A 21,552-nucleotide genomic window follows, 5' to 3' on the forward strand; every position below is an offset into this window, starting at 1 on the left:
AATTACGTTTGTCCCATGACATTTGAGGAAGCGAAAGATACATTTATTCATACTTGGGGTACGCTGGCCACGCAGTGGGGTATCAGCCGTTCGATGGCGCAGTTACACGCACTATTGCTGATCGCGCCGGCTCCCCTCAGCATTGAAGAAATCATGGAGCAGCTTCAAATTTCGCGGGGGAACGCCAGTATGACGCTACGGGATCTCATGGACTGGGGACTGATCTTTAAGCAACTCAAACCTGGTGAACGGAAAGAGTTTTTCTGGGCGGAAAAAGACATCTGGAAAGTAGCTCGCCAGGTAGCCAAAGAACGTCGTCGCCGGGAAATCACCCCTGTTGTCGAGGTGCTGAACGAGCTGAAATCCATCCCTACCGATACGCCCGAAGCGCAGGAATTTCAGCGGGTTATGACCGGGCTGAGCAATGTTGTTGGCTTTGCCGATTCTACCTTAAACGCGGTCATTAAAGCGGAGGAAAACTGGCTGATGAGCCAATTTATAAAGGTTTTTAAATGACTATTTTTTGTCCTTTTATTTCAATTGTTTCTGAAAGTTCATGATTATGGAAAACTACTTTGAGATTTCGTCGGAGGACAAACGTTCCTACCTGTATTGGGTGTTCGCTCCTGTAATCGCTCACTGGGCTAGCTGCATGACGGGTTTGTTCGCAATTATTACGTTCCCGGTTTTCGTAACTGTAGCCTACTACTTGTTTTTTCGAGCGCAATCTGCTTTCACTCGCCCCAAAATCTGGCTTGCAACCATACCCTTCATGATGACCGCTTGGATAAAATGGGGACCATACATAGACTATTCTAGTCCCGGCGGCATTGTTAACGGCGTGATCGCTTATTACGTCTGTCAACTTATCAACACCTTATTTATCTCATCTATGAGTGATGAAAATACTGTTGACAATAGTATTGGCTGGTTTCTCGGCCATCTGATGGCGCTGGCAATCTGGTTGATCCTTTACAAAACTTTTGACGGCGCTTTTTTCTCTCTTGGCCACTCTGCCTCTGGTTTTGCCTTGTATCTATTTTACCCGTTCATCAGTCTGATAGCCAATAGTATAAGCGGTTTTCTGTTATTCAGACGCTACTCCGATTATATCTTAGGATTGTCTACCGTAAATTCGTTCAGAGTTAAACCTCACTTCAAAAACTCAACCACGGCTTTCGCGAACTCCGGTCTGTGCATAGCTCCGTTGTGGTCGCCCGGAACGATGACCAGTTTGGCACCGGGTATCGCGTTGACCAGAATCTCGGATTTGGGATTATCGACGTCCTCCTGCCCATTAAGCACCAGCACCGGAACGTGTACCCGCGCCAGTTCCGTCAGAGGAGTCGATGGTTGATATTCCTGCAACCGTGCCATAGCGGTCAGATCAGCTCCTATTTTTTGGGCGTAACGCACCGCACCCTGAAACTCCGGATGAGTGGTGGAATCCGTAAAAACTTCCTGAAACGCTTTACGTCGCGGCCAGTTGGGATCGGTAAATTCAGCGTTGACGCCCCCCATCACCGCGCGTTGTATACGCTTGTCCAGCGTCAGCATTCGGGCGGTCAGGATGGCTCCCCGCGAGTAGCCCACTACGTCGTAGTTGGCCAAACCCAGGTGGTTCATCAATGCCATTACGTCCTTTAGCTCGGCGTTATCCCGATACGCTTCTGCCGAGTGAGGTTTATCTGACAGTCCGTTCCCACGGAGGTCAAGCGTTACGACTTTGAAACCGGCATCGATTAAGGCCTGCCGTAACGGAGAGCGCTTCCAGGTGTCACCGGTGTTGAGAAACCCATGCAGGAGCACAACGGGTTGCCCCGCTCCCGCTACATCATAGTGAATATTCGTGTTGTCAAATGAGACAAATAAGGGGTTCCGGTTTGTCTGTGCATGGCTCGCGAAAACCAGGAAACACAAAACAACAACGAGGGATATTTTCCAGAAATGGTTCATGTATAGTCAAAAGGGTAAGGTACAGCAATGTATCTAACTTTTCGCCTGTGCATGAGTTAATTTAGCATAAACCAAACCTTACCGTCATGGAAGCTTTACTCGATTTTCCAGCCGTTCTCAATGCGGCTTCCACCCAGTCCCGGCTTTCTCGTGTTCATCCAGATACGTTTCGGAACCAGAGCGGTGCCGCTATCGAAGACGAAGGCGACCTAATTAACGACGATGAGGAGGAGAACACATTAAATGATGAGCCGACGGATGAAGATGGTGACCCAACCGGCGAACACGATCATCACCAGGATGACAACTACGCGCTGGGTGGCCACGTAACCCGTTCGGGTAGCGTTTAACAAAATCTCAAATCAACCACGGTATGAATCCAAACGATAACAGCGAATACAATCCGGCAGACGACGACAACCAGGGCGTTGCTCAACTGCTGGCGCAGGGAGAAGAAGCGAATCCAGGAGTGGCGCAGGTCGAACACATGAGTCCCGTAACCGCGCAGGGCCCAGAACCGATCAAAGAAGAAGTCAACGACTCCGATGTTGCGGATCTTGGCGTTAATGACGACGAATTAATTGAGGAGGACGTAGAAAACAGCAACGTAGAAATAGACGAAAATTAATCGTTTTGTACGAAACGATACGTAAAATGCAGGACTGAGTGTTTCAACCTGCATTTTACGTTTTATACGTTCACCATGAACTTCTCTCCGAATCAACTCGCCCAGCTTGTCATTCGTCTTGGTATCGGCATTAATATGCTGATGCACGGCTTTACGCGTATTCCCAACCTGCATGGCTTTGTGGCCAAGATGGCCCCCGGCTTTGCCGAAACTATTTTACCCGCGTCCCTAACGCGAAGCTTTTTATTCGCTCTTCCTTTCGTCGAGGTAACGACGGGGCTGTTGATTTTGCTGGGCGGTCGGACAATTAAGTGGGGCTACTTTCTGGGTGGACTGATCATCAGTAGCTTACTTTTCGGAACTACGCTCAAGCAGGACTGGGCTGGAGCCGCTACGCAGATGATCTACCTGATCGCTTTTTATCTGGCACTGCGGGGGCTGGAACCAATAGAAAGGAACCGTTAAATCAACAAATTTTCGTTCTGATTCCAACGAATGGTAATCCGGCAGGGTCATCAGAACAAACCAATTTAGTAAGTAATGAAGTCAACGTTGTTTCAAGTAGCCACTCTGGTAAGTAGTCTATTTTTCGTTTCTGCCTGCAATACTCCCGACGATACGGTGATTCCGTCCGATCTGCCGTACGAGTCCTACTTTCAAACAGGTGCCGATGGCTGGACAGGTGGGATCGTTGATTACGGTACAGCTCAGGATAGCATCATGCAATTCAAGTTTGAGCGGAGTAAGCTACCTACTCCGCTTGATACGACTCGTCAGTCGCTGATGCTGACCAGCATGAACCGCAGCGATGATGCCTTTACATACGTGACTAAAAAACTGTCAGGTCTGCTACCCAATACCGACTACTCGCTTGTCTTTGACATCGAACTAGCTTCCCAGTATCCCGGCAATTCTTTCGGGATCGGCGGTTCGCCGGGCAGTAGTGTGTACCTAAAAGCGGGGGCCGTACCGTTCGAACCCAAGAAAGTTTTGAAGGACGGTTTTTACGAACTGGAGAATGTTGACAAAGGAAACCAGTCGCAGGGCGGAAAAGATGTAGCCTTACTGGGCAACATCGGTACGGACAATAACTCCAATGGCTACCAGCTCATCACCCGGACGAACACCAGCGCACCGGTTACCGCTCGGTCCAACGCCAACGGCGAGCTTTGGCTGATTGTAGGAACGGATTCCGGCTTCGAAGGACAAACGACCTTGTATTACAGCAAAATCAACGTAACGGCCAGATAATAGTCTTTCTCCCCGTTAGTTACTCAACGCCATCACGCACCGTGATGGCGTTTTTTGTAATCACTCTAAACTAGTGCAGCTACCCCTTCAATATCCAGAATAGGCGAAAGTTTACGATATTTGTACAGACTGCCCGGAACGTACCTACCTGGCCAATTGTTAAAACAGTACTGCATCGGCGCAATTAACCACGCGACCAACTGACTATGAGCAAGGACGTTGAGATTTTAGAAAGTATAACCAATTCCGAATATAAATACGGATTCGAAACCCTGATTGAAGCCGATGAGGCTCCAGTGGGTTTAGATGAAGATATTATCCGGTTTATTTCTGCCAAAAAGAACGAACCCGAATGGCTGCTTGAAAACCGCCTGAAGGCTTATCGGATGTGGCAGGAAATGACCGAACCGCACTGGCCGAACGTCAAATACCCTAAAATTGACTACCAGGCGATTAAGTATTATTCGGCACCCAAACAGAAGAAAACGGTCAACTCGCTCGACGAGATCGACCCCGAGTTGCTGGATACGTTCAACCGGCTCGGTATTTCGCTAAGCGAACAGAAACGGCTGGCGGGTGTCGTTGACCCCACCATCGGCGATACGTCTATGGGCGAACGTCCACAGGTAGCCGTCGACGCCGTTATGGACTCGGTTTCGGTAGCGACTACGTTCAAGAAAGATCTGGCCGAACGGGGTATCATCTTCTGCTCCATCTCGGAAGCCGTTCATGAGCATCCCGAGCTGGTTAAGAAATACCTGGGCTCTGTTGTACCGGCTAAAGACAACTATTATGCCGCGCTAAACGCAGCGGTGTTCACCGACGGTTCATTTTGCTACATTCCAAAGGGCGTTCGTTGCCCCATGGAATTATCGACTTATTTCCGGATCAATGCGGCTGGTACGGGTCAGTTCGAGCGGACGCTGATCATCGCCGACGAAGGATCCTACGTAAGCTACCTGGAAGGCTGTACGGCCCCAATGCGCGACGAAAATCAGTTGCACGCAGCTGTTGTCGAATTGATCGCTCACGCCGATGCGGAGATCAAATACTCAACCGTTCAGAACTGGTATCCTGGTGACAAAGACGGTGTAGGTGGTATCTACAACTTCGTGACAAAGCGTGGTATCTGCGAGGGCGCGAACGCCAAAATATCGTGGACGCAGGTAGAAACCGGCTCGTCGATTACCTGGAAATATCCGTCGGTTATTCTGAAAGGTGACAACTCGATTGGTGAGTTCTACTCGGTTGCGGTTACGAACAACATGCAACAGGCCGATACGGGGACCAAAATGATCCACATCGGCAAAAACACGAAAAGCCGGATCGTATCGAAAGGTATCTCGGCGGGTAAGAGCCAGAACTCCTACCGGGGTCTTGTACAGGTGCTGAAACGCGCCGAAAACGCCCGGAACTACTCGCAGTGCGATTCGCTGCTGTTAGGTGATAAGTGTGGTGCACATACGTTCCCGTACCTGGAAGTTAACAACCCATCGGCCACGGTTGAGCACGAAGCGACTACGTCGAAAATTGGAGAGGATCAGTTGTTTTACTGTAACCAGCGCGGTATCCCTACCGAACAGGCTGTTGCGCTGATCATCAACGGATACGCTAAGGAAGTACTCAACCAACTTCCGATGGAGTTCGCCGTTGAAGCCCAGAAACTACTGGCTATTAGCTTGGAAGGTTCAGTTGGTTAATTCGAATTGAAGCTTCTATACTTACGTAGCCCCGGCCTGTTGGCTGGGGCTATTTTTATTTATTCTACAGTAGTACGTAAATCACACGCTTCTTCATTTATTTATTATTTGTAGTCATCTGTTGATAGTAAACTGATAACACCACCGTCACATTGGGGTAAAAGCTGGCCGGTACTTTTGTAGCTTATTCAGGCTATAAATCCTCTGGTATCTATGCGTTTGCCTAATTTTTACCTTTCCTCTGCGGTACTACTGTCGCTGTTCGCTGTAGCTTCCTGCGCCGACCACACGAATCCTGGTGTTCCCCAGTCAGCCGTGGTGCTGCAAAATCGGTCAGTGACGCCTGTGCTGGCGAAGCTACAACCAGGTTTTGAGAACGTAAATCTTTATTCGCTCGTCAGCAGCGACGACGTTCTGGAGCAATCCCCCAAATACGTCTTTGGGGGATCAGCCGATGGTGCAGGTCTGCTGAAAAACACCGACGGTACGTATACCATGCTGGTAAACAACGAAGATAACTTCGCCGTATCGCGCCTGATTCTGGACAAGACCTTCAAACCCGTTAAAGGCGAATACCTGCTCAACTCTGACGGTGGTCAGTGGCGGTTATGCTCCGCTACATTGGCAACCCCCGACGTACATGGATTTGGTCCAACTTTTCTGACCTGCGGTGAAAGCGGTCAGGAGTCCCGTACGCACGCACTCAATCCCTACGCGGACATCAGCTCGGCGGGTATCACGAAAGAAGTAGCTGGTCTGGGCCGCTGGAGCGCTGAAAACGCTGTTCCGCTGCCAAAAACGGCGTACAGTGGCAAAACGATCGTCATTATCGGTGACGATGATTCGGACACCTACGGTGGTCAGGTTGCGATGTACATGTCAAACTCAGTTGGTGACCTAGAAAATGGTTCGTTATATATGCTGAAACGGACCGACGGCAACCAGAAAGAAATGGACATGAAAGCGGGCACGAAATACCCGGTTGAGTTCGCAAAAATCGACAATCAGAAAACCCTGACCGGCAGACAGATCAACGAGAAAGTCAACGACCTGAAGGCCATCAAGTTTGGGCGCGTCGAAGATGTTGACTACGGTAAGGGAAGCGATGCCGCGAAGGGCCGCGATGTGTATTTTACCGTAACGGGCCAGAATACCAGTGGTGCCAATGCTGATTATTCACGCTCCAAATACGGCCGGATTTACAGACTAACGATGGATGCCGCTGATCCGACGAAGGGTACGCTGGAGGTGCTGCTGGACGGCGACGATCGGAACGGTGTCGCCAAAACCTTCCAGGACCCAGATAATATCACGGTTACGGAAAATTACGCGTATATTCAGGAAGACCCGAACGGCTACGGCGACGAGAAACATGATGCTTACCTGTATCAGTACAATCTGAAAACGGGTGAGTTGAAACCAGTATTCGTTATTGATCATCGCCGGACCGAAGCCGACGCGGCTAAATACAATGTAGGCGGTACGTCGTCGCTGGGCTCCTGGGAAATCAGTGGTATGATCGACGTATCGGACGTCATTGGCGTACCGAACACGTTTACTGTCGGCTTGCAGTCGCACACCTGGACCGGCGACAAGTACAAAGGCGTTGATGGCGGGTCCAAGCGGCTTAGCGAGAATCAGGCCAGCCAGCTTATCGTTATCAAGGGTCTGCCCCGATAAAAATCTGTTCCTTATTCCTAAACACCTGACTAGCTCTATCTGGTCAGGTGTTTAATTTTGTTACGACTTAATTATCCTGTTTCAGTTATGATTACCAAGGAAACGCAGCTAATGACTACCACAAAACCGACCTTTCGCGTCTGGCCGCTCGTTATATCCGCGGCCATCGTCCTCTGGCTTATCGGTTTATACGGCTTCCTGCGCCCTCGGCAAACACCCCTGGAACAGGTGAAGACCCAGTACCTGGACGATATCGCTCAACTGGATTCGGCAACCCGGCAGCTTCAGCGGAGTATTCAGACGAATCAGACGCCCAGCGTTCTTCAGGATCAGTTTCGGAAAGCTCGTCTCCGATACAAACGCGTCGAGTTCCTAACGGAGCTCTACTTTCCGGAAACGGCTAAAAGTATAAACGGAGCCAATATCCCGGAAGTCGACGAAGCGGACCGTAAGGTAGAGCAACCTGAAGGATTTCAGGTGCTGGAAGAACTGCTGTTTCCCTACGATCCGGCCCAACACGACGAAACTGTTCATCAAGCTTCGGTACTGGTCTCGAACATAGGTCGTCTCGGCAAAATAGCGGCCACGAACGAACTGACCGACAGCCATGTCTTTGACGCCATGCGACTCGAAGTCTTCCGGCTGATCTCGTTGAGCATTACGGGATTCGACTCGCCCGTTTCTCACCATTCCCTGCCCGAAGCCAGCGCAGCCCTGACAGGTTTACAACAATACTTAGCCTTTTATAACCTGGATGACCAGGATATCCAACTGGCGCGTCGGCTGGACAGTACGTTCACGGCGGCCATCGACCAATTGACACAGGCACCAGACTTCAATCGGTTCGATCGGCTGAATTTCATTACCCACCACGCCAACGTCCTCAGCAGCCTGTTACTGGATGCTCAGCAGCGTCTGGCGATTCCGGTGTTCAAGGAAAGTCGGCTTCTTTCTCCATCGGCCCGGACGCTGTCCGATCCTGATGCGTTCAATCCGAATCACTTTGTCAGCTCAACCGACGACCGCTCCACCCCCGCTCGGGTATCCTTGGGCAAGCTGCTGTTCTATGATCCAATTCTGTCCGGCGACGGCCAACGCACCTGCGCGACCTGCCATCAGCCTGATAAAGCCTTCACAGATGGGGAATCCCGAAGTCTGGCCATCGGCGGTCAGCGGGTTAAACGTAACGCCCCTACATTAATGAATTCGGCCCTACAGGCTACTCAATTCACTGACTCGCGCGTTGTTTTTCTGGAGGATCAGGCCAGCGACGTCATTCAGAACGTTGCTGAAATGCACGGATCATTGCCGGTAGCCGTACAAAAATTACAGCAGCAGACAACGTATCAAAAACAGTTTGCCAGCGCTTACAAAGAAGGAATTACGGAACATACTCTTAAAAATGCGCTGGCCAGCTACGTTCGTTCATTGACTCACCTCGATTCGCGAATCGATCGTTACCTCCGGGGCCAATCTGCCAGCTTGACGGCGCAGGAAAAGCTGGGGTTCAATCTATTTATGGGGAAAGCCCAGTGTGCTACCTGCCATTTCTATCCGCTTTTTAACGGCACCGTCCCGCCCGGGTACGAAAAAACGGAGAGCGAAGTGCTGGGGACACCCACGACGTCAGCCAACCGACAGCTCGATCCGGACCTAGGCAAGTTTCACACAACCACGATGGACCCGCACCGCCACGCCTTCAAGACACCCACTGTGCGGCAGGCGGCCAAAACGGCACCTTACATGCACAACGGCGCTTATCAAACTCTCGAGCAGGTAGTTGATTTTTATAACCAGGGCGGTGGTAACGGGCTGGGATTCAATCTTCCCAATCAGACGCTGCCTGACAACAAACTTAATCTGAGCAAGACCGAGCAGGACGCCCTGGTCGCTTTCATGAAGGCGCTTTAAAAGCATCCTCTCCAAAAGGACGTTTGAAAACAGAAAGACGTCTCCGATTCTAGTAATCATTACCACCACTGAGCTTATCAACGTTAGGTGTATTCAGTAACGTATCTTTATCTGATCACCTATTTTTTAGTCCTGTAATACAAAACTCCCCGTCCACACTCGGTTAGTCGAACCGATGCGGACGGGGAGTTTTGTATTACAGGTTTTCTCTGTCGAGACGCTTAGCTTACTGCTTCACAATCTTGACGGTCTGTTTTTGCGTCAGGGTACTGACCTGAAGCAGATACGTACCAACGGTTTTACCCAGTCGGAAAGTTGCCCGCTCAAGCGTGTTAGCTTTCTCAATGGTTTGCTCGCTCATCACTTGTCCCTGGCTGTTGACTAATTGAAACTGGACGGTTTGGTCCGCAACGCCCTGGATTTCTACGTCTACCGTTTCGGCTGGCGTTGGGTTACCCAGTACCAGTACGGATAGATTTTCCATCGATTCCGCGGTCAGGCGCGCATTGCCGCTGCCACAGTTTCCCAACCAGTTGTAGCTGAACTGGCTGACAACCTCCCCTTGACGAGCCACCAGCGTGATGACTGAATTGTCTGTGTACAAACGTAATGAGTAAGGGCCGCCCGATGTGGTCGGGGCCAGCTCGTTGGCGACCGAGAAACTCACCGGTTCGCCCGTTAGCCCCGTGTACTGGGGCACGAAGCTCACCTGACGAACACCCGCCGACACGCTCTCGCAACTCACACTCGTCACCCCTGTCAAGGCGAAAGGCTGAGTGGGTGGAGTGGTACTAGCAGGACTCACCGTCAGCGTGAAGCTGGTGCTGGCAGACAGGTTGCCCGGATCGGTAGCTGTTAGCGTAATGGTGCTTATTCCGCTCATCGACGGGGTGCCCGAGATGGTGGTCGGGGCCACAAAGCTCAAGCCAGCGGGCAGGCCACTCACCGACAGGGTGAGTTGGTTGGGCGTCTGGGCATCAGTGAACACGTTCGCTAAAGACAGCGTATAAGCTTGACCGACAGTAGCGTTCTGCAGGGCGATCGCGTTGGCGACCGTTGGTGGGGTGTTGCCCGGCGTTACGTTACCACAGTTGGCCAACCAGTTGTAGCTGAACTGGCTCACCACTTCACCCTGACGAGCCACCAGCGTGATGACCGGATTATCTGTGTACAAACGTAATGAGTAAGGGCCCGCCGAGTTAGTCGGAGCCAGCTCGTTGGTAACCGAGAAGCTTACCGGCTCACCGCTTAGACCCGTGTACTGGGGCGCAAAGCTGATCTGACGAACGCCCGCCGACACGCTCTCACAACTCACACTTGTCACTCCTGTCAAGGCGAAGGGCTGGGTGGGGGGAGTGGTGCTGGCAGGACTCACCGTCAGCGTGAAGCTGGTACTGGCAGACAGACTGCCGGGATCAGTGGCTGTCACCGCAATGGTACTCACTCCACTCACCGACGGGGTGCCCGAGATGGTGGCCGGAGCCACGAAGCTCAAGCCAGCGGGTAAGCCACTCACCGATAAGGTTAGTTGGCCGGGCGTCTGGGCATCGGTGAACACGTTCGTCAAAGGCAGTGTATAGGCTTGACCAGCTGTCGCGCTCTGCGGAGCGATCGCGTTGGCGACCGTTGGTGGGGTGTTGCCCGGCGTTACGTTACCACAGTTCGCCAACCAGTTGTAATTGAACTGGCTCACTACTTCACCCTGACGAGCCACCAGCGTGATGACCGGATTATCTGTGTACAAACGTAATGAGTAAGGGCCGCCCGACGTGGTCGGGGCCAGCTCGTTGGCGACTGAGAAACTCACCGGTTCGCCCGTTAGCCCCGTGTACTGGGGCACGAAGCTCACCTGACGAACGCCCGCCGACACACTCTCACAACTCGCACTCGTCACGCCCGTCAGCGCAAAGGGCTGGGTAGGCGGAGTGGTGCTGGCGGGATTCACTGTCAGGGTAAAGCTGGTACTGGCGGACAGATTACCGGGATCGGCGGCTGTCACGGCAACGGTGTTCACTCCGCTCACCGACGGTGTGCCCGAGATGGTAGCCGGGGCCACGAAGCTCAGGCCAGCAGGTAGACCTCTCACCGACAGGGTTAGTTGGCCGGGCGTCTGGGCGTCGGCAAATACTCCCGCGAGCGACAGCGTGTAAGCTTGACCGACCGTAGCGCTTTGCGGGACGATCGCGTTGGCGACCGTTGGTGGGGTGTTTGGCGCAGCGCCAAGTACTACGACCTCTGAACGGAACTTCTTGAAATTATTCTGGTTTAGTTCTTTCGCAATTACCCCATCGTTGTAATACACCGCATCTCCATTATCAACCAGCAATTGAATCGAGCTGGCGTCCGTCAGCGGACTTGGTACGTCGACAATGGATTCAAAACTACCGTTAGCATTCAGCGCTGTCAGGTTTGCCGTCCGGGCCATAGGAGCATCGGCCGCATTACCCGTCCAGGTGTACAAACGAAAGTCGTTGGGTGCAGCGCCAGCGTCTCCCGCTGCACCAGCGATAATGATGTATTCGTTATTGGCATTCTTACGCATCTCCCGAATCCCGCGACCACCCAGGTCAAGTTCAATCGGCGCTCCGAAAGTAGCACTTCCCTGCGTACCGCCATTCGACGATACCGGTAACGTTGTGAAGTTGGTCACCGGAATGATCAGGGCATTCCTGCGATCCGTCGGTGGAACCTGTGGAGCCCGAAAGGCGACGTACGCCGTTGCATTGTCCGGGGCTAACTCAACTCCTTCAATGTTATAACCCGTCGCCTGTTTCGACCCCACACCAGCCGTACCACTAGCAGCTAACCCGTAGTAGTTGGCTCCTTTACCGTGGCTGTTATTGACATCCCAGGCAATGATGTCGTTCCGTAAATAATCATACCGCCCTACGTAAGTCAGTGTAGTAGCGGCTCCCGTTCCCGCTACGTCCGTGGCGAAAACCCGGTTCCGGTTAGGTCGGTTATTACCGCCATCGGCATTACTCTGCGAGCCCATCCAGAAAATACGGTTGCCCAAACGAGTGGACGCTTCCATATCCACTTCGCGAGGTACCCCACCCGATATATCTGTCAACGCCAGCGAGGACGTAAAATCAAACCCCGCTACGGGCAACCCGGAATTCTGCCGGTTATATAGTCGAATGACCTGATTTTCATCATCTGCCACCAGCGTATGGTTCTCATCAATCCGGATGGCCGTCGATGCATCGCTGGTACCGGTGTGGAAACGGGTAGCCGCCGGCGTTACGGAAGCCGCCGAAGCAGCGTAGTTGATGATATACGTTCCCCGGTTGGCCCCATCGGTTACCGTCAGAGTAATCGTCGAATACCCAACCCCAACTGGTGTAATTTTCAGATTACGCGCGGCATCCGTTCCCATCAAAGCTAGCGTAGACACCACCGCCGAATTACTGCTGCTTGCCGTGACTGTCAGACTACTGATTGGACTATCGCTATCAGCCAACGTAAAATTAATGCCGAGCGTAGCTGCCGGGTCCGTAGGATCATTGATGACTCCGCTAACGTAACCCGCCCCGGTAGCCGACAGACTCAGGTAAGACGTTGTCGACGTAGCAACCTGAATCGTCGGTGCGACCGTTGCGGGATTATCGTTATCCGTAATTGTTACGCTAACCGGGTTAGTCGCAATACCATTGTAGGCCTGATCCGTGCTGTTGGTACTATGCGTAACCTGCGCGGTATGAATTCCCTCAACTAGATTATCATCAATAGCCGCCACGGTTACGATCTGGGCCGTGCTGTATGAGGTTGGCGTAAACGTCAGAGCAGCCGGCGTTGTTGTGAGCTGGCTACCTGCATTGATGGTTACCGTTACGTCAGCCGCAGGACGACTGTTCAGAGCGATCGTATACGTATCCGTAGCTCCCCCTTCTGCAACCCGTGTGTTACCAGCGGATTCGACAACCAGGACCCGGTTTAAGGGGATAAAATATCCCCCCGGATTACCCAGGTTGCCAGTCGTTGCCGAATACGAATTCTGCGCATCAGCAACCGCCGACAGCTTATAACTAACAGCCAGGTTCTGACCCAGATTAGCGCGTTCCACCCAGCCGCTGACATCGGCCGTGCGTACCGACCCTGCAATTCCTTGGTCATTATAGGTTAGGCGATCTACCAGCGTTCCGGTAGCATCGTAAATATTGATCTCGTCGCTACGTCCCAAGCCCTGGTTGCTACCGCCTACCACTTTTACCGACGTGGGCAAATACCAGGCTGTCCGGAAGACGCTGGCATCCGATTCCGTAAAGACGACCGACTCACCGGGTTGTACAACGCCAAACCCGCTGAGCGAGAACGATCCCGCAGTCCGGCTGTTGTCATCATAGCTCCAGCCCGTCAGGTCAACAGGCGCATTGCCTACATTAGTCAGTTCGACGTATTCGCCCGGCGTACCGTTGTACATGTATTCCGTAATCCGGATCTGCCCGGCGGGAGCCGCATTGACCGATAGTGAAAACGTTGCTGCTGCGAATAGGCTACCGGGATCGGTGGCCATAACGGTAACGCTCGACACACCTGTCGTTGTTGGTTGTCCTGAAATAACCCGCGTGGCCGGATCGAACGTAAGCCCATTAGCTGGGTTGATTGTTGCGGTATACGTTAGCGTCTGATTTTCGGGGTCGGTGAAGACGGGCACTGTATAGCTAAACGACTGACCTACCGTAGCGGTCTGATCGCCAATCACCGGTGCAACAGGTGCCTGGTTCGTTGCTCCGACCGTCGTCGTAATTGTTGCGATCGAACTGTTGTTGGTTTCGTTGCTCTCGGCAATCGTGTTACCGGGATCGATAACAGCCGATCCGGGTGTTGCCGTAATCGAACCGCTGTTCTGCGCAGATCCCGTAACGGTCAGCGTGGCGCTAGTGCCGGGCGTAAGCTGCCCCCCCGTAAAGAGAACAACACCGCCCGTTTCGGAGGCTGTAAAACTGTTGGCTACCCCAGCACCAACGTACGTAATGCCCGCGGGCAACGTAAACGAAAGTGGCACGTTCGTAGCCGCAGCATCGCCCGTATTATTAGCGACTAATGTGTACGCAAACGGCTGACCCGTGGTCGCCGAAGCAGGTCCCGACAAGGCAACGGTCAGATCGGGCTGGGGCGTTGCCAGGGCAGTTCCTCGCACAGTGACCATGTCGAAGCGCCAGGTTCCCGAGGTTCCATAAGTCGACGTGGACGTAGCGGCCGTATAACTGGTCGGATTGCTGGTCGGGGTCGAAAATTCGGCAACAATCCGGAAGCGGACGTCAGTGCGGTTATTCACCTCCGTGATTCCCGATAGATCATATACATTACCGTTGTAGAACCGATCTCCCGCCGAAACGGTAAATGGATTCGCGACATCCGTGTAGTTCGTTCCGCCGTCGACGGAATACTGCAACCGGGATCGGTTGGCAGCCGTGTTGCTGAATCGCTGATCCCAGGAAATCGTCAGGCTCTGGAATCCTGTCGTGCTCGTCCGGAATTCAATACCGGCAGTTTTGTTCCGAAGGGTAGCCGCCGGGAAGCCTGTGATGTTGTACCCGCTATTGTCGGCGGATACTGACGTTGGATCACTGGAACCGCTAGTACCCGAGGCCGATGCAAACGAAGACGTTGTGCCGCCTACGGTAGTCAGGCTCCCGACACCAGTTGACGGCGCCGTAGTTCCCGTCGACGCAGCATTATCGGGCGGGTTCGAGTTGAAGTTCCACTGAACGAGTGTTGTCTGCGCTAAACCAGCCGTGACCGCCAGCAGCAGTAGCAGCATCAGATGACAAACCCGTAAAACGCACCTTTGTAAAACGTGCTTCATAAAAGGAAATTGAGTTAGTTAATGCCACAGACTGGCGTGCTTGACGACATCTCCAGACGAGCATGGCTCGGCAAAAATAGTAGGCTGTTTTTGTCGGCCTGACCACTTAACAATCTGTTAATACGGCGCTTACATAATTCACATTCCCCTAATACAAAACTGTCTATTTCATAACTCTACGCTGCGTTTTACCAGTAATTATTGTGTCAATAATTATCCCTAGCGAACACCCCAACAGGACACTCTCTTATAATCGAAACTGCTTTGCAATCCTGCTCGTTTAGTTGTAAATTAGCCAGATTCCAAGCAGCACTAATGAACTTCAACATAACTTCAGACTTTCGGCCAACCGGCGATCAGCCCGTCGCCATTGAGAAGCTAACGGCGGGTCTCAAAGAGGGCGAGCCGTCGCAGGTATTGCTCGGAGTAACGGGCAGCGGTAAGACGTTTACGGTGGCTAATGTTATCGCCCAGCTCAACCGCCCCACCCTGATCCTGAGCCATAATAAAACGCTGGCAGCCCAGCTATACGGCGAATTCAAACAGTTTTTCCCCGACAACGCCGTCGAGTATTTTATCTCGTATTACGACTACTACCAGCCCGAAGCGTTCATTGCCACGACCAATACGTACATTGAAAAAGACCTGGCTATCAATGAGGAAATCGACAAACTACGATTGTCGGCTACGTCGGCCCTGATGAGTGGACGGCGCGATGTCATTGTGGTCGCGTCGGTATCCTGCATCTATGGCATGGGTAATCCCGAAGAATTCAAGCGGAACGTAGTACGCATTGGGGTTGGTGAGCAAATGAGCCGGAATCAGTTCCTGCATCAACTGGTTGGCATTCTCTACAGCCGGACCGAAGGCGATTTTCAGCGAGGAAACTTCCGCGTTAAAGGCGACACCGTTGACCTTTACGTTGCCTACGCCGATTTTGCGTACCGGGTTATCTTCTTCGGCGACGAGATCGAGACGATTCAGCGAATCGACCCGTCAACGGGAAAGAAGATTTCCGAAGAACGTCTCGTCACCATCTTCCCGGCAAACCTGTTTGTAACGGGGCGTGATACGCTCAATAACGCTATCCACGAAATTCAGGACGATCTGGTGGCGCAGGTTCGCTACTTTGAATCGGAGTTTCGGGAGCAGGAGGCCACCCGGATTCAGGAACGTACTGAATTCGACCTGGAAATGATGCGCGAGCTGGGCTATTGCTCGGGTATCGAGAACTACTCCCGCTATTTCGACCGTCGCCAGCCCGGCCAGCGTCCGTTCTGCCTGCTGGATTACTTCCCGGACGATTTTCTGCTGGTCGTTGACGAAAGCCACGTAACAATTCCGCAGATCCGAGCCATGTGGGGTGGTGACCGCTCCCGCAAGACAGCGTTGGTGGACTATGGTTTCCGGCTTCCTTCTGCCATGGATAACCGGCCGCTGACGTTCCAGGAGTTCGAAGATTTGTCGGGTCAGACGATTTACGTATCGGCAACTCCCTCTGATTACGAGTTGCGGAGGAGCGAAGGCGTCGTGGTTGAACAGCTGATCCGGCCAACGGGTCTGCTAGACCCTGAGATTGAAGTACGTCCCAGCCTGAACCAGATCGATGATCTGCTCGAATCCATCGACGCCCGCATCAAGCAGAACGAGCGGGTATTGGTAACGACGCTGACGAAGCGGATGGCTGAGGAATTGACCAAATACCTAGAGCGGGTGGGGATAAAAACCCGATACATCCACTCCGAAGTTAAAACACTCGACCGGGTAGAAATTCTTCGTGACCTGCGACTGGGCAATTTCGACGTGCTCGTCGGCGTAAACTTGTTGCGGGAGGGACTTGATTTACCCGAAGTGTCGCTGGTAGCCATCATGGACGCGGATAAAGAAGGCTTCCTGCGCGACATTCGATCACTGATTCAGACGATTGGCCGGGCCGCCCGGAATTCGAATGGCAAGGTTATCATGTATGCCGATACCATCACCGGATCCATGCAGAAGGCAATCGATGAAACGAACCGGCGTCGGGCTATTCAGACGGAATATAATACGGATCACGGCATCATACCACAGACGGTATTGAAATCACGCGAAGCCATCATGGGACAAACCAAAGTAGCCGATTCAAAAGTCAAACAGTTCTACGTTGAACCGGAAGACATCCGCATCGCAGCCGACCCTGTGGTTCAGTATATGGGTAAAAACGATCTGGAGAAAGTTATCAACGAAACACAGGCTAAAATGGAGCGGGCTGCCAAAGAACTCGACTTCCTCGAAGCCGCCCGTCTGCGCGACGAACTGTTCCAGCTACGCGACAAGCTAAAGAAGGAAATGGCGTAAATCCATCAAGCAGCGGGATTCTATCCCGCTGCTTTCTTTTTATCGGCGAAAACTCTCCGCGATAAATTTTAATGCATCCGGCAGTCCCGTCCGCCAGTAAGCCCAGGTATGAGCTCCATCACGGGCCCGGTATTCGTGCGTGATTTTACGATCCAGAAAGGCCATATGCAGTACCGCGTTTCCCATAGATAGTGCATCGTCGTCGCCACAATCCAGGTACCAGCGAACTCGTTTCAGATCGTTTTCGGGTGCCGATCGAGCCAGTATGATTGGACTGTTACGTTTCCAGGTAAGTGTTAATCGGTTCTCCCCTTTTACCGGGCCGCTGAAAACGGGCCCGTAGACAGTATTGTATCGTTCATCCGGCACCGCGGCAAAGGTTTCGTCGGTCCGTACAGCCGCGCTCAGAGCCGCGCAGGAGCTAAATAAGTCTGGGTGATGCATAGCTAACACCAGCGAGCCATATCCCCCCATCGACAAACCCGATACAGCGCGGTACTCCCGCTGAGGTCGGGTCCGGTACATAGAATCGATATGGCCGATGAATTCCTGCACAAACATATCCTCGTAACGTACCTTGCTTTGATAGTCATTGATGTACCAGCTGGCACCAGCGTCGGGCATGACAATAATCATAGGAGGCAATTCGCCCGCCTGAATCAGATCGTCGGCAATGCGATTGGCTTCCCCAAACTGTACCCAGCTGGTTTCGTTATCGCCGTAGCCGTGCAGCAAGTAAACCACCGGATAGCGTCTATTCGATACGTAATAATCGGGCGGCAGGTAGATCGAATACTTAATTGGTCGGTTCAGCAGAGAGCTACTCACCTGCATGCTTTCCAGCAACCGAATCTGCGGGGGCGTCATAACCGGAACGGGACCGGTTTCCTGAGGAGCTGTCAGCTTCTGCCGCCGACGCGACTGCGCTGAGGCATCGATCAGTACAATCAATAAAAGCAGATTGATTAGTAAAGTGCGCACAAACATGGGAGTAAAAGTCACCTGAAGGCTAAACAAATAAGTATACTGACGTAACGAACAAAAACATGCTTCGGTGCACCTATATTTATACATCGTATCTCTTTCGACACACAACTAGACATGACGGGATTATTTTTTAGAAATAATCCTGCCGAAAGGAGTTACTTTGGCAATGGTAACTCGTCTTTTAGAGGTTTCTATTGGAGCCGATTGTGCAAATATTTAATTACCGTTCCTGGCACAATCGATCCCATTACGTCAAAAAATTTTAAATTTTGGTCATACCCGGTTGTAGTTAAGATAGGAAAACGCCTACTTTCGGGGTATACTAACCCATATCTCTAAATATATAGCTTCTTTATGGCCAAACTGATTATCGTGGACGATGAGAAAAGCATTCGGGCAGCTCTACGCGATATTTTAGAATACGAAGGCTACGATGTGGACGAAGCTAAAGATGGCGAAGAAGGGTTTGACATGATATCACGCACAACCTACGACGTAGCCTTATGCGATATCAAGATGCCTAAAATGGACGGTCTGGAGCTGCTGCTGAAAGCCAATGAAATGGGAACAAACGCCCAGTTCGTTATGATTTCAGCTTTCGGCAACGTCGACAACGCCGTCGAAGCGACCAAACGGGGCGCCTTCGATTTTATCACGAAACCACCGGATCTGAACCGGTTACTGATTACGGTTCGCAATGCTATTGAGCACGCCAAACTGGTTCAGGAAACCAAAACGCTTAAAAAGCAGATCTATAAGATCAACGAAATCGTTGGCGAGTCGGACCCGATCCGGCGCGTCAAGGATACCATCAACCGCGTAGCACCAACCGAAGCCCGCGTATTGATTACCGGTGCCAACGGCGCCGGGAAAGAAATGGTGGCCAAGCAGATTCACGAAAAAGGCAACCGGGCCAACATGCCTCTGGTTGAAGTGAACTGCGCAGCCATTCCTGGAGAACTTATTGAAAGCGAGTTGTTTGGCCACGAAAAAGGAGCCTTTACGGGCGCTAGCGCGAAACGAGTCGGTAAGTTTGAACAAGCCGACGGTGGTACACTATTTCTGGACGAGATTGGTGATATGAGCCTGTCAGCTCAGGCGAAAGTGTTGCGCGCGTTGCAGGAAAATAAGATCACCCGCGTTGGTGGCGATAAGGAAATTAAAGTCAACGTGCGGGTCATTGCGGCTACGAATAAGGACCTGCGTCAGGAAATTGCCAACGGCAACTTCCGCGAAGATTTATTTCACCGCCTGAGCGTAATTGTTATTCACGTACCGCCCCTGGCAGAACGTCGGTCTGATATTACGCTGCTGGCGAATAAGTTCCTGCACGACATTGCGCGGGAATACGGCTCACCAGCCAAGAATCTGACGCAACCTGCTATGACTTATCTTCAGTCACTGCCCTGGACCGGAAACGTTCGCGAACTGCGTAATGTAGTAGAACGTCTGGTCATCATGTGCGGAGACGATATCACGCTGGACGACGTCAAGTTGTACGCCTGATAAAAAGAGCGAAAGACAGAAAGAGTGAAAGTGCGAGTCTTGCGTCAGCCATTTTCTCACTTTCACTCTTTCTGTCTTTCGCTCTTTAAGAAATCATTAGATTGCACCCCCTTACATCGGAGTTGTCAAAGCGGCCAATAACCCGAAAGCTACCGTCGGCCTCTACGTATTGTCCCAGGTCCTGCGTTTCGATAAAGGAACAGGAATCCAGGTTGGCCAGGTCAATCACATTGATTCCTCCCGACCGGCGCCCCTGCCCTACGTCATCCAGTGAAAAGGGATCGTTAATATCCCGTAGCAACACGCGCAACGTAGCGCTGTTGTGAAAGACTCCGCTTCCGGTTGAGTACGCCTGGGATAGCAACTCTGTCATTCCGTACTCAGAATGGATAGTTGGTATGTTTAGCTGTTGAGTCAGGATTTCGTGTACTTCCTCCCGCAGTAGCTCCTTCCGGCGGCCTTTCATCCCTCCCGTTTCCATAACGATCAGATCAGGCCCAAACGCTGATAGAAACGACAGGTCATTCACGGTGTCTTCAGCCCAGTCCAGTAGTCCAAATGTTACGCCAATCAGCAGAACTCGTTTTTGCTGGCCGGGTTGTTCAGTGCGTTCGCTCGCTAGTCTACGTAGCTCTGCTGTCAGCTCGTCGTAGTTATTCAAATAAAATCCAGCCGTATTTTCAGAGTTTATCTCCGTCATAAATCGCTGAACCATATACACCAGCGACGAATTATTTCGTTCAAGATAGGACGGTAATAAAGCCAGGATATGAAAATCCCGGAGAGGTCCGTACGTTTCCTCAAAAATCCGAATACTGACGGCATCGTACAGGGCTGAATCGATCACCAGATGGCGACTGGTTTGTTGACCGGTGGTACCACTGCTGGCGAACGTCAGCGAAATGTCCAGGCTCTGTTCATCGGTTTGCAACCCTGTGAGAACAGTATGGGTCTTGAAGAAACCGATGGGCATGAACGGAATCTGACGAATTTGTGTCACCGTAGCAGGCGATATATTCAGTAAACGAAGATATTCGCGGTATACAGCGTTGTTGGCAGCCTGGTACTGAAACACCGCCAGCGCCAGTTCATCGAACGTGGTGTCGGTAACGGCCAGAATCTGATCTCGAAGCGATTGCCGCCGGGCCAGTACGTCAGCTGGAAGCGTTGATAAAAAAGACAAAACAGTAAAAGCGTTTTATTGCAACACGATTACAACAGTATGCGACGGCAACTAATTCAACCCTCTCTTTTTATCCTGGGTATTGCTCTGCTGGCAACGGGCTGTTTCAATGAGCCTAATTACTCGAACACGCCAGAAATTACGAGTGCCGCCATTTTTCCCTATAAGAATTTGGCGGGCGGAACGGGCGTTGGACAAAGCCGCCGGGACTCGGTGGTTATTACCATTGGCTTCCGTGATGGCGACGGCAACCTTGGCAACGATTTACCGCTGCCTAAAGCCGACTCAGCCCGGTATGCCTCTAATGGCGGTTGGGGAAACTATAAAATCTCCACTCTACGGCTGGTCAATAACCGATACGAGGAAGTGAATCTCGCCGTCAACCAGACGTTGATTTTCCCTAATCTGGCAAAAGGGCGTCCCCCTGGCCCGATCGAAGGGACTTTGGATTTCAACTCGACGTTTCAGTACGGTTCTTCTTTCCGGCTTTACCCGGTTAAATTCCGAATTCAGATTCGGGACCGGGATTTGAATGTCAGTAACGTCATTGAAACGGATACGATTACCGTTCCTTTCCAACGGTAGCTCAACTACTACTTTT

The 21,552-nt window shown here is 51.9% G+C and carries 15 protein-coding genes; 11 read left to right on the forward strand and 4 right to left on the reverse strand.

The annotated features are described in order from the left end of the window. The first annotated feature begins 15 nt into the window (after positions 1–15). Positions 16–516: a GbsR/MarR family transcriptional regulator gene (locus ACYVAD_RS02125; RefSeq protein ID WP_461137815.1), complete on the forward strand. Its 501-nt coding sequence runs from the start codon at positions 16–18 to the stop codon at positions 514–516. Positions 517–1,152: 636 nt separating this feature from the next. On the opposite strand, the gene ACYVAD_RS02130 is transcribed toward ACYVAD_RS02125, so the two are convergent. Then, on the reverse strand, positions 1,153–1,956 hold the full coding sequence (locus ACYVAD_RS02130; protein ID WP_461137816.1) for an alpha/beta fold hydrolase: 804 nt from the start codon (positions 1,954–1,956) through the stop codon (positions 1,153–1,155). An 86-nt stretch (positions 1,957–2,042) separates the two neighbouring features. Here ACYVAD_RS02130 and ACYVAD_RS02135 point away from each other — a divergent pair, with 86 nt between their 5' ends. The 7 genes from ACYVAD_RS02135 to ACYVAD_RS02165 all read left to right on the forward strand — a co-directional run bounded on the left by ACYVAD_RS02135 (position 2,043) and on the right by ACYVAD_RS02165 (position 9,126). Beyond that, a complete protein-coding gene (locus ACYVAD_RS02135) occupies positions 2,043–2,306 on the forward strand; it encodes a hypothetical protein (RefSeq protein ID WP_461137817.1) in 264 nt (87 codons plus the stop codon). 23 nt (positions 2,307–2,329) lie between these two features. Continuing rightward, positions 2,330–2,584: a hypothetical protein gene (locus ACYVAD_RS02140; protein ID WP_461137818.1), complete on the forward strand. Its 255-nt coding sequence runs from the start codon at positions 2,330–2,332 to the stop codon at positions 2,582–2,584. 75 nt (positions 2,585–2,659) lie between these two features. Further along, the gene (locus tag ACYVAD_RS02145) at positions 2,660–3,049 is read left to right on the forward strand and encodes a DoxX family protein (RefSeq protein WP_461137819.1); all 390 of its coding nucleotides are present in this window, start codon (positions 2,660–2,662) and stop codon (positions 3,047–3,049) included. A gap of 75 nt (positions 3,050–3,124) precedes the next feature. Beyond that, entirely contained in the window at positions 3,125–3,835 is a 711-nt protein-coding gene (locus ACYVAD_RS02150) for a hypothetical protein (protein WP_461137820.1), read from the forward strand. 206 nt (positions 3,836–4,041) lie between these two features. Continuing rightward, positions 4,042–5,535, forward strand: coding sequence for a Fe-S cluster assembly protein SufB (sufB, locus tag ACYVAD_RS02155; RefSeq protein ID WP_461137821.1), 1,494 nt, complete (start codon positions 4,042–4,044; stop codon positions 5,533–5,535). 213 nt (positions 5,536–5,748) lie between these two features. Continuing rightward, entirely contained in the window at positions 5,749–7,215 is a 1,467-nt protein-coding gene (locus tag ACYVAD_RS02160) for a PhoX family protein (protein WP_461137822.1), read from the forward strand. An 87-nt stretch (positions 7,216–7,302) separates the two neighbouring features. Then, the gene (locus tag ACYVAD_RS02165) at positions 7,303–9,126 is read left to right on the forward strand and encodes a cytochrome c peroxidase (protein WP_461137823.1); all 1,824 of its coding nucleotides are present in this window, start codon (positions 7,303–7,305) and stop codon (positions 9,124–9,126) included. Positions 9,127–9,352: 226 nt separating this feature from the next. Here ACYVAD_RS02165 and ACYVAD_RS02170 read toward each other — a convergent pair whose 3' ends face one another. Further along, on the reverse strand, positions 9,353–14,938 hold the full coding sequence (locus tag ACYVAD_RS02170; RefSeq protein ID WP_461137824.1) for a putative Ig domain-containing protein: 5,586 nt from the start codon (positions 14,936–14,938) through the stop codon (positions 9,353–9,355). A 315-nt stretch (positions 14,939–15,253) separates the two neighbouring features. Between ACYVAD_RS02170 and uvrB the strand changes: the two genes are divergently transcribed. Further along, positions 15,254–17,275, forward strand: coding sequence for an excinuclease ABC subunit UvrB (gene uvrB, locus ACYVAD_RS02175; protein ID WP_461137825.1), 2,022 nt, complete (start codon positions 15,254–15,256; stop codon positions 17,273–17,275). A 39-nt stretch (positions 17,276–17,314) separates the two neighbouring features. Here uvrB and ACYVAD_RS02180 read toward each other — a convergent pair whose 3' ends face one another. After that, positions 17,315–18,262, reverse strand: a complete 948-nt coding sequence (locus ACYVAD_RS02180) for an alpha/beta hydrolase (protein ID WP_461137826.1) — start codon at positions 18,260–18,262, stop codon at positions 17,315–17,317. Positions 18,263–18,616: 354 nt separating this feature from the next. Between ACYVAD_RS02180 and ACYVAD_RS02185 the strand changes: the two genes are divergently transcribed. Then, on the forward strand, positions 18,617–19,768 hold the full coding sequence (locus ACYVAD_RS02185) for a sigma-54-dependent transcriptional regulator (RefSeq protein WP_461137827.1): 1,152 nt from the start codon (positions 18,617–18,619) through the stop codon (positions 19,766–19,768). An 85-nt stretch (positions 19,769–19,853) separates the two neighbouring features. On the opposite strand, the gene ACYVAD_RS02190 is transcribed toward ACYVAD_RS02185, so the two are convergent. Next, positions 19,854–20,951, reverse strand: a complete 1,098-nt coding sequence (locus ACYVAD_RS02190; RefSeq protein WP_461137828.1) for a LuxE/PaaK family acyltransferase — start codon at positions 20,949–20,951, stop codon at positions 19,854–19,856. 39 nt (positions 20,952–20,990) lie between these two features. Between ACYVAD_RS02190 and ACYVAD_RS02195 the strand changes: the two genes are divergently transcribed. Next, positions 20,991–21,536: a hypothetical protein gene (locus tag ACYVAD_RS02195; RefSeq protein WP_461137829.1), complete on the forward strand. Its 546-nt coding sequence runs from the start codon at positions 20,991–20,993 to the stop codon at positions 21,534–21,536. Positions 21,537–21,552: the final 16 nt, after the last annotated feature.

Source organism: Spirosoma pomorum, from assembly GCF_054776615.1.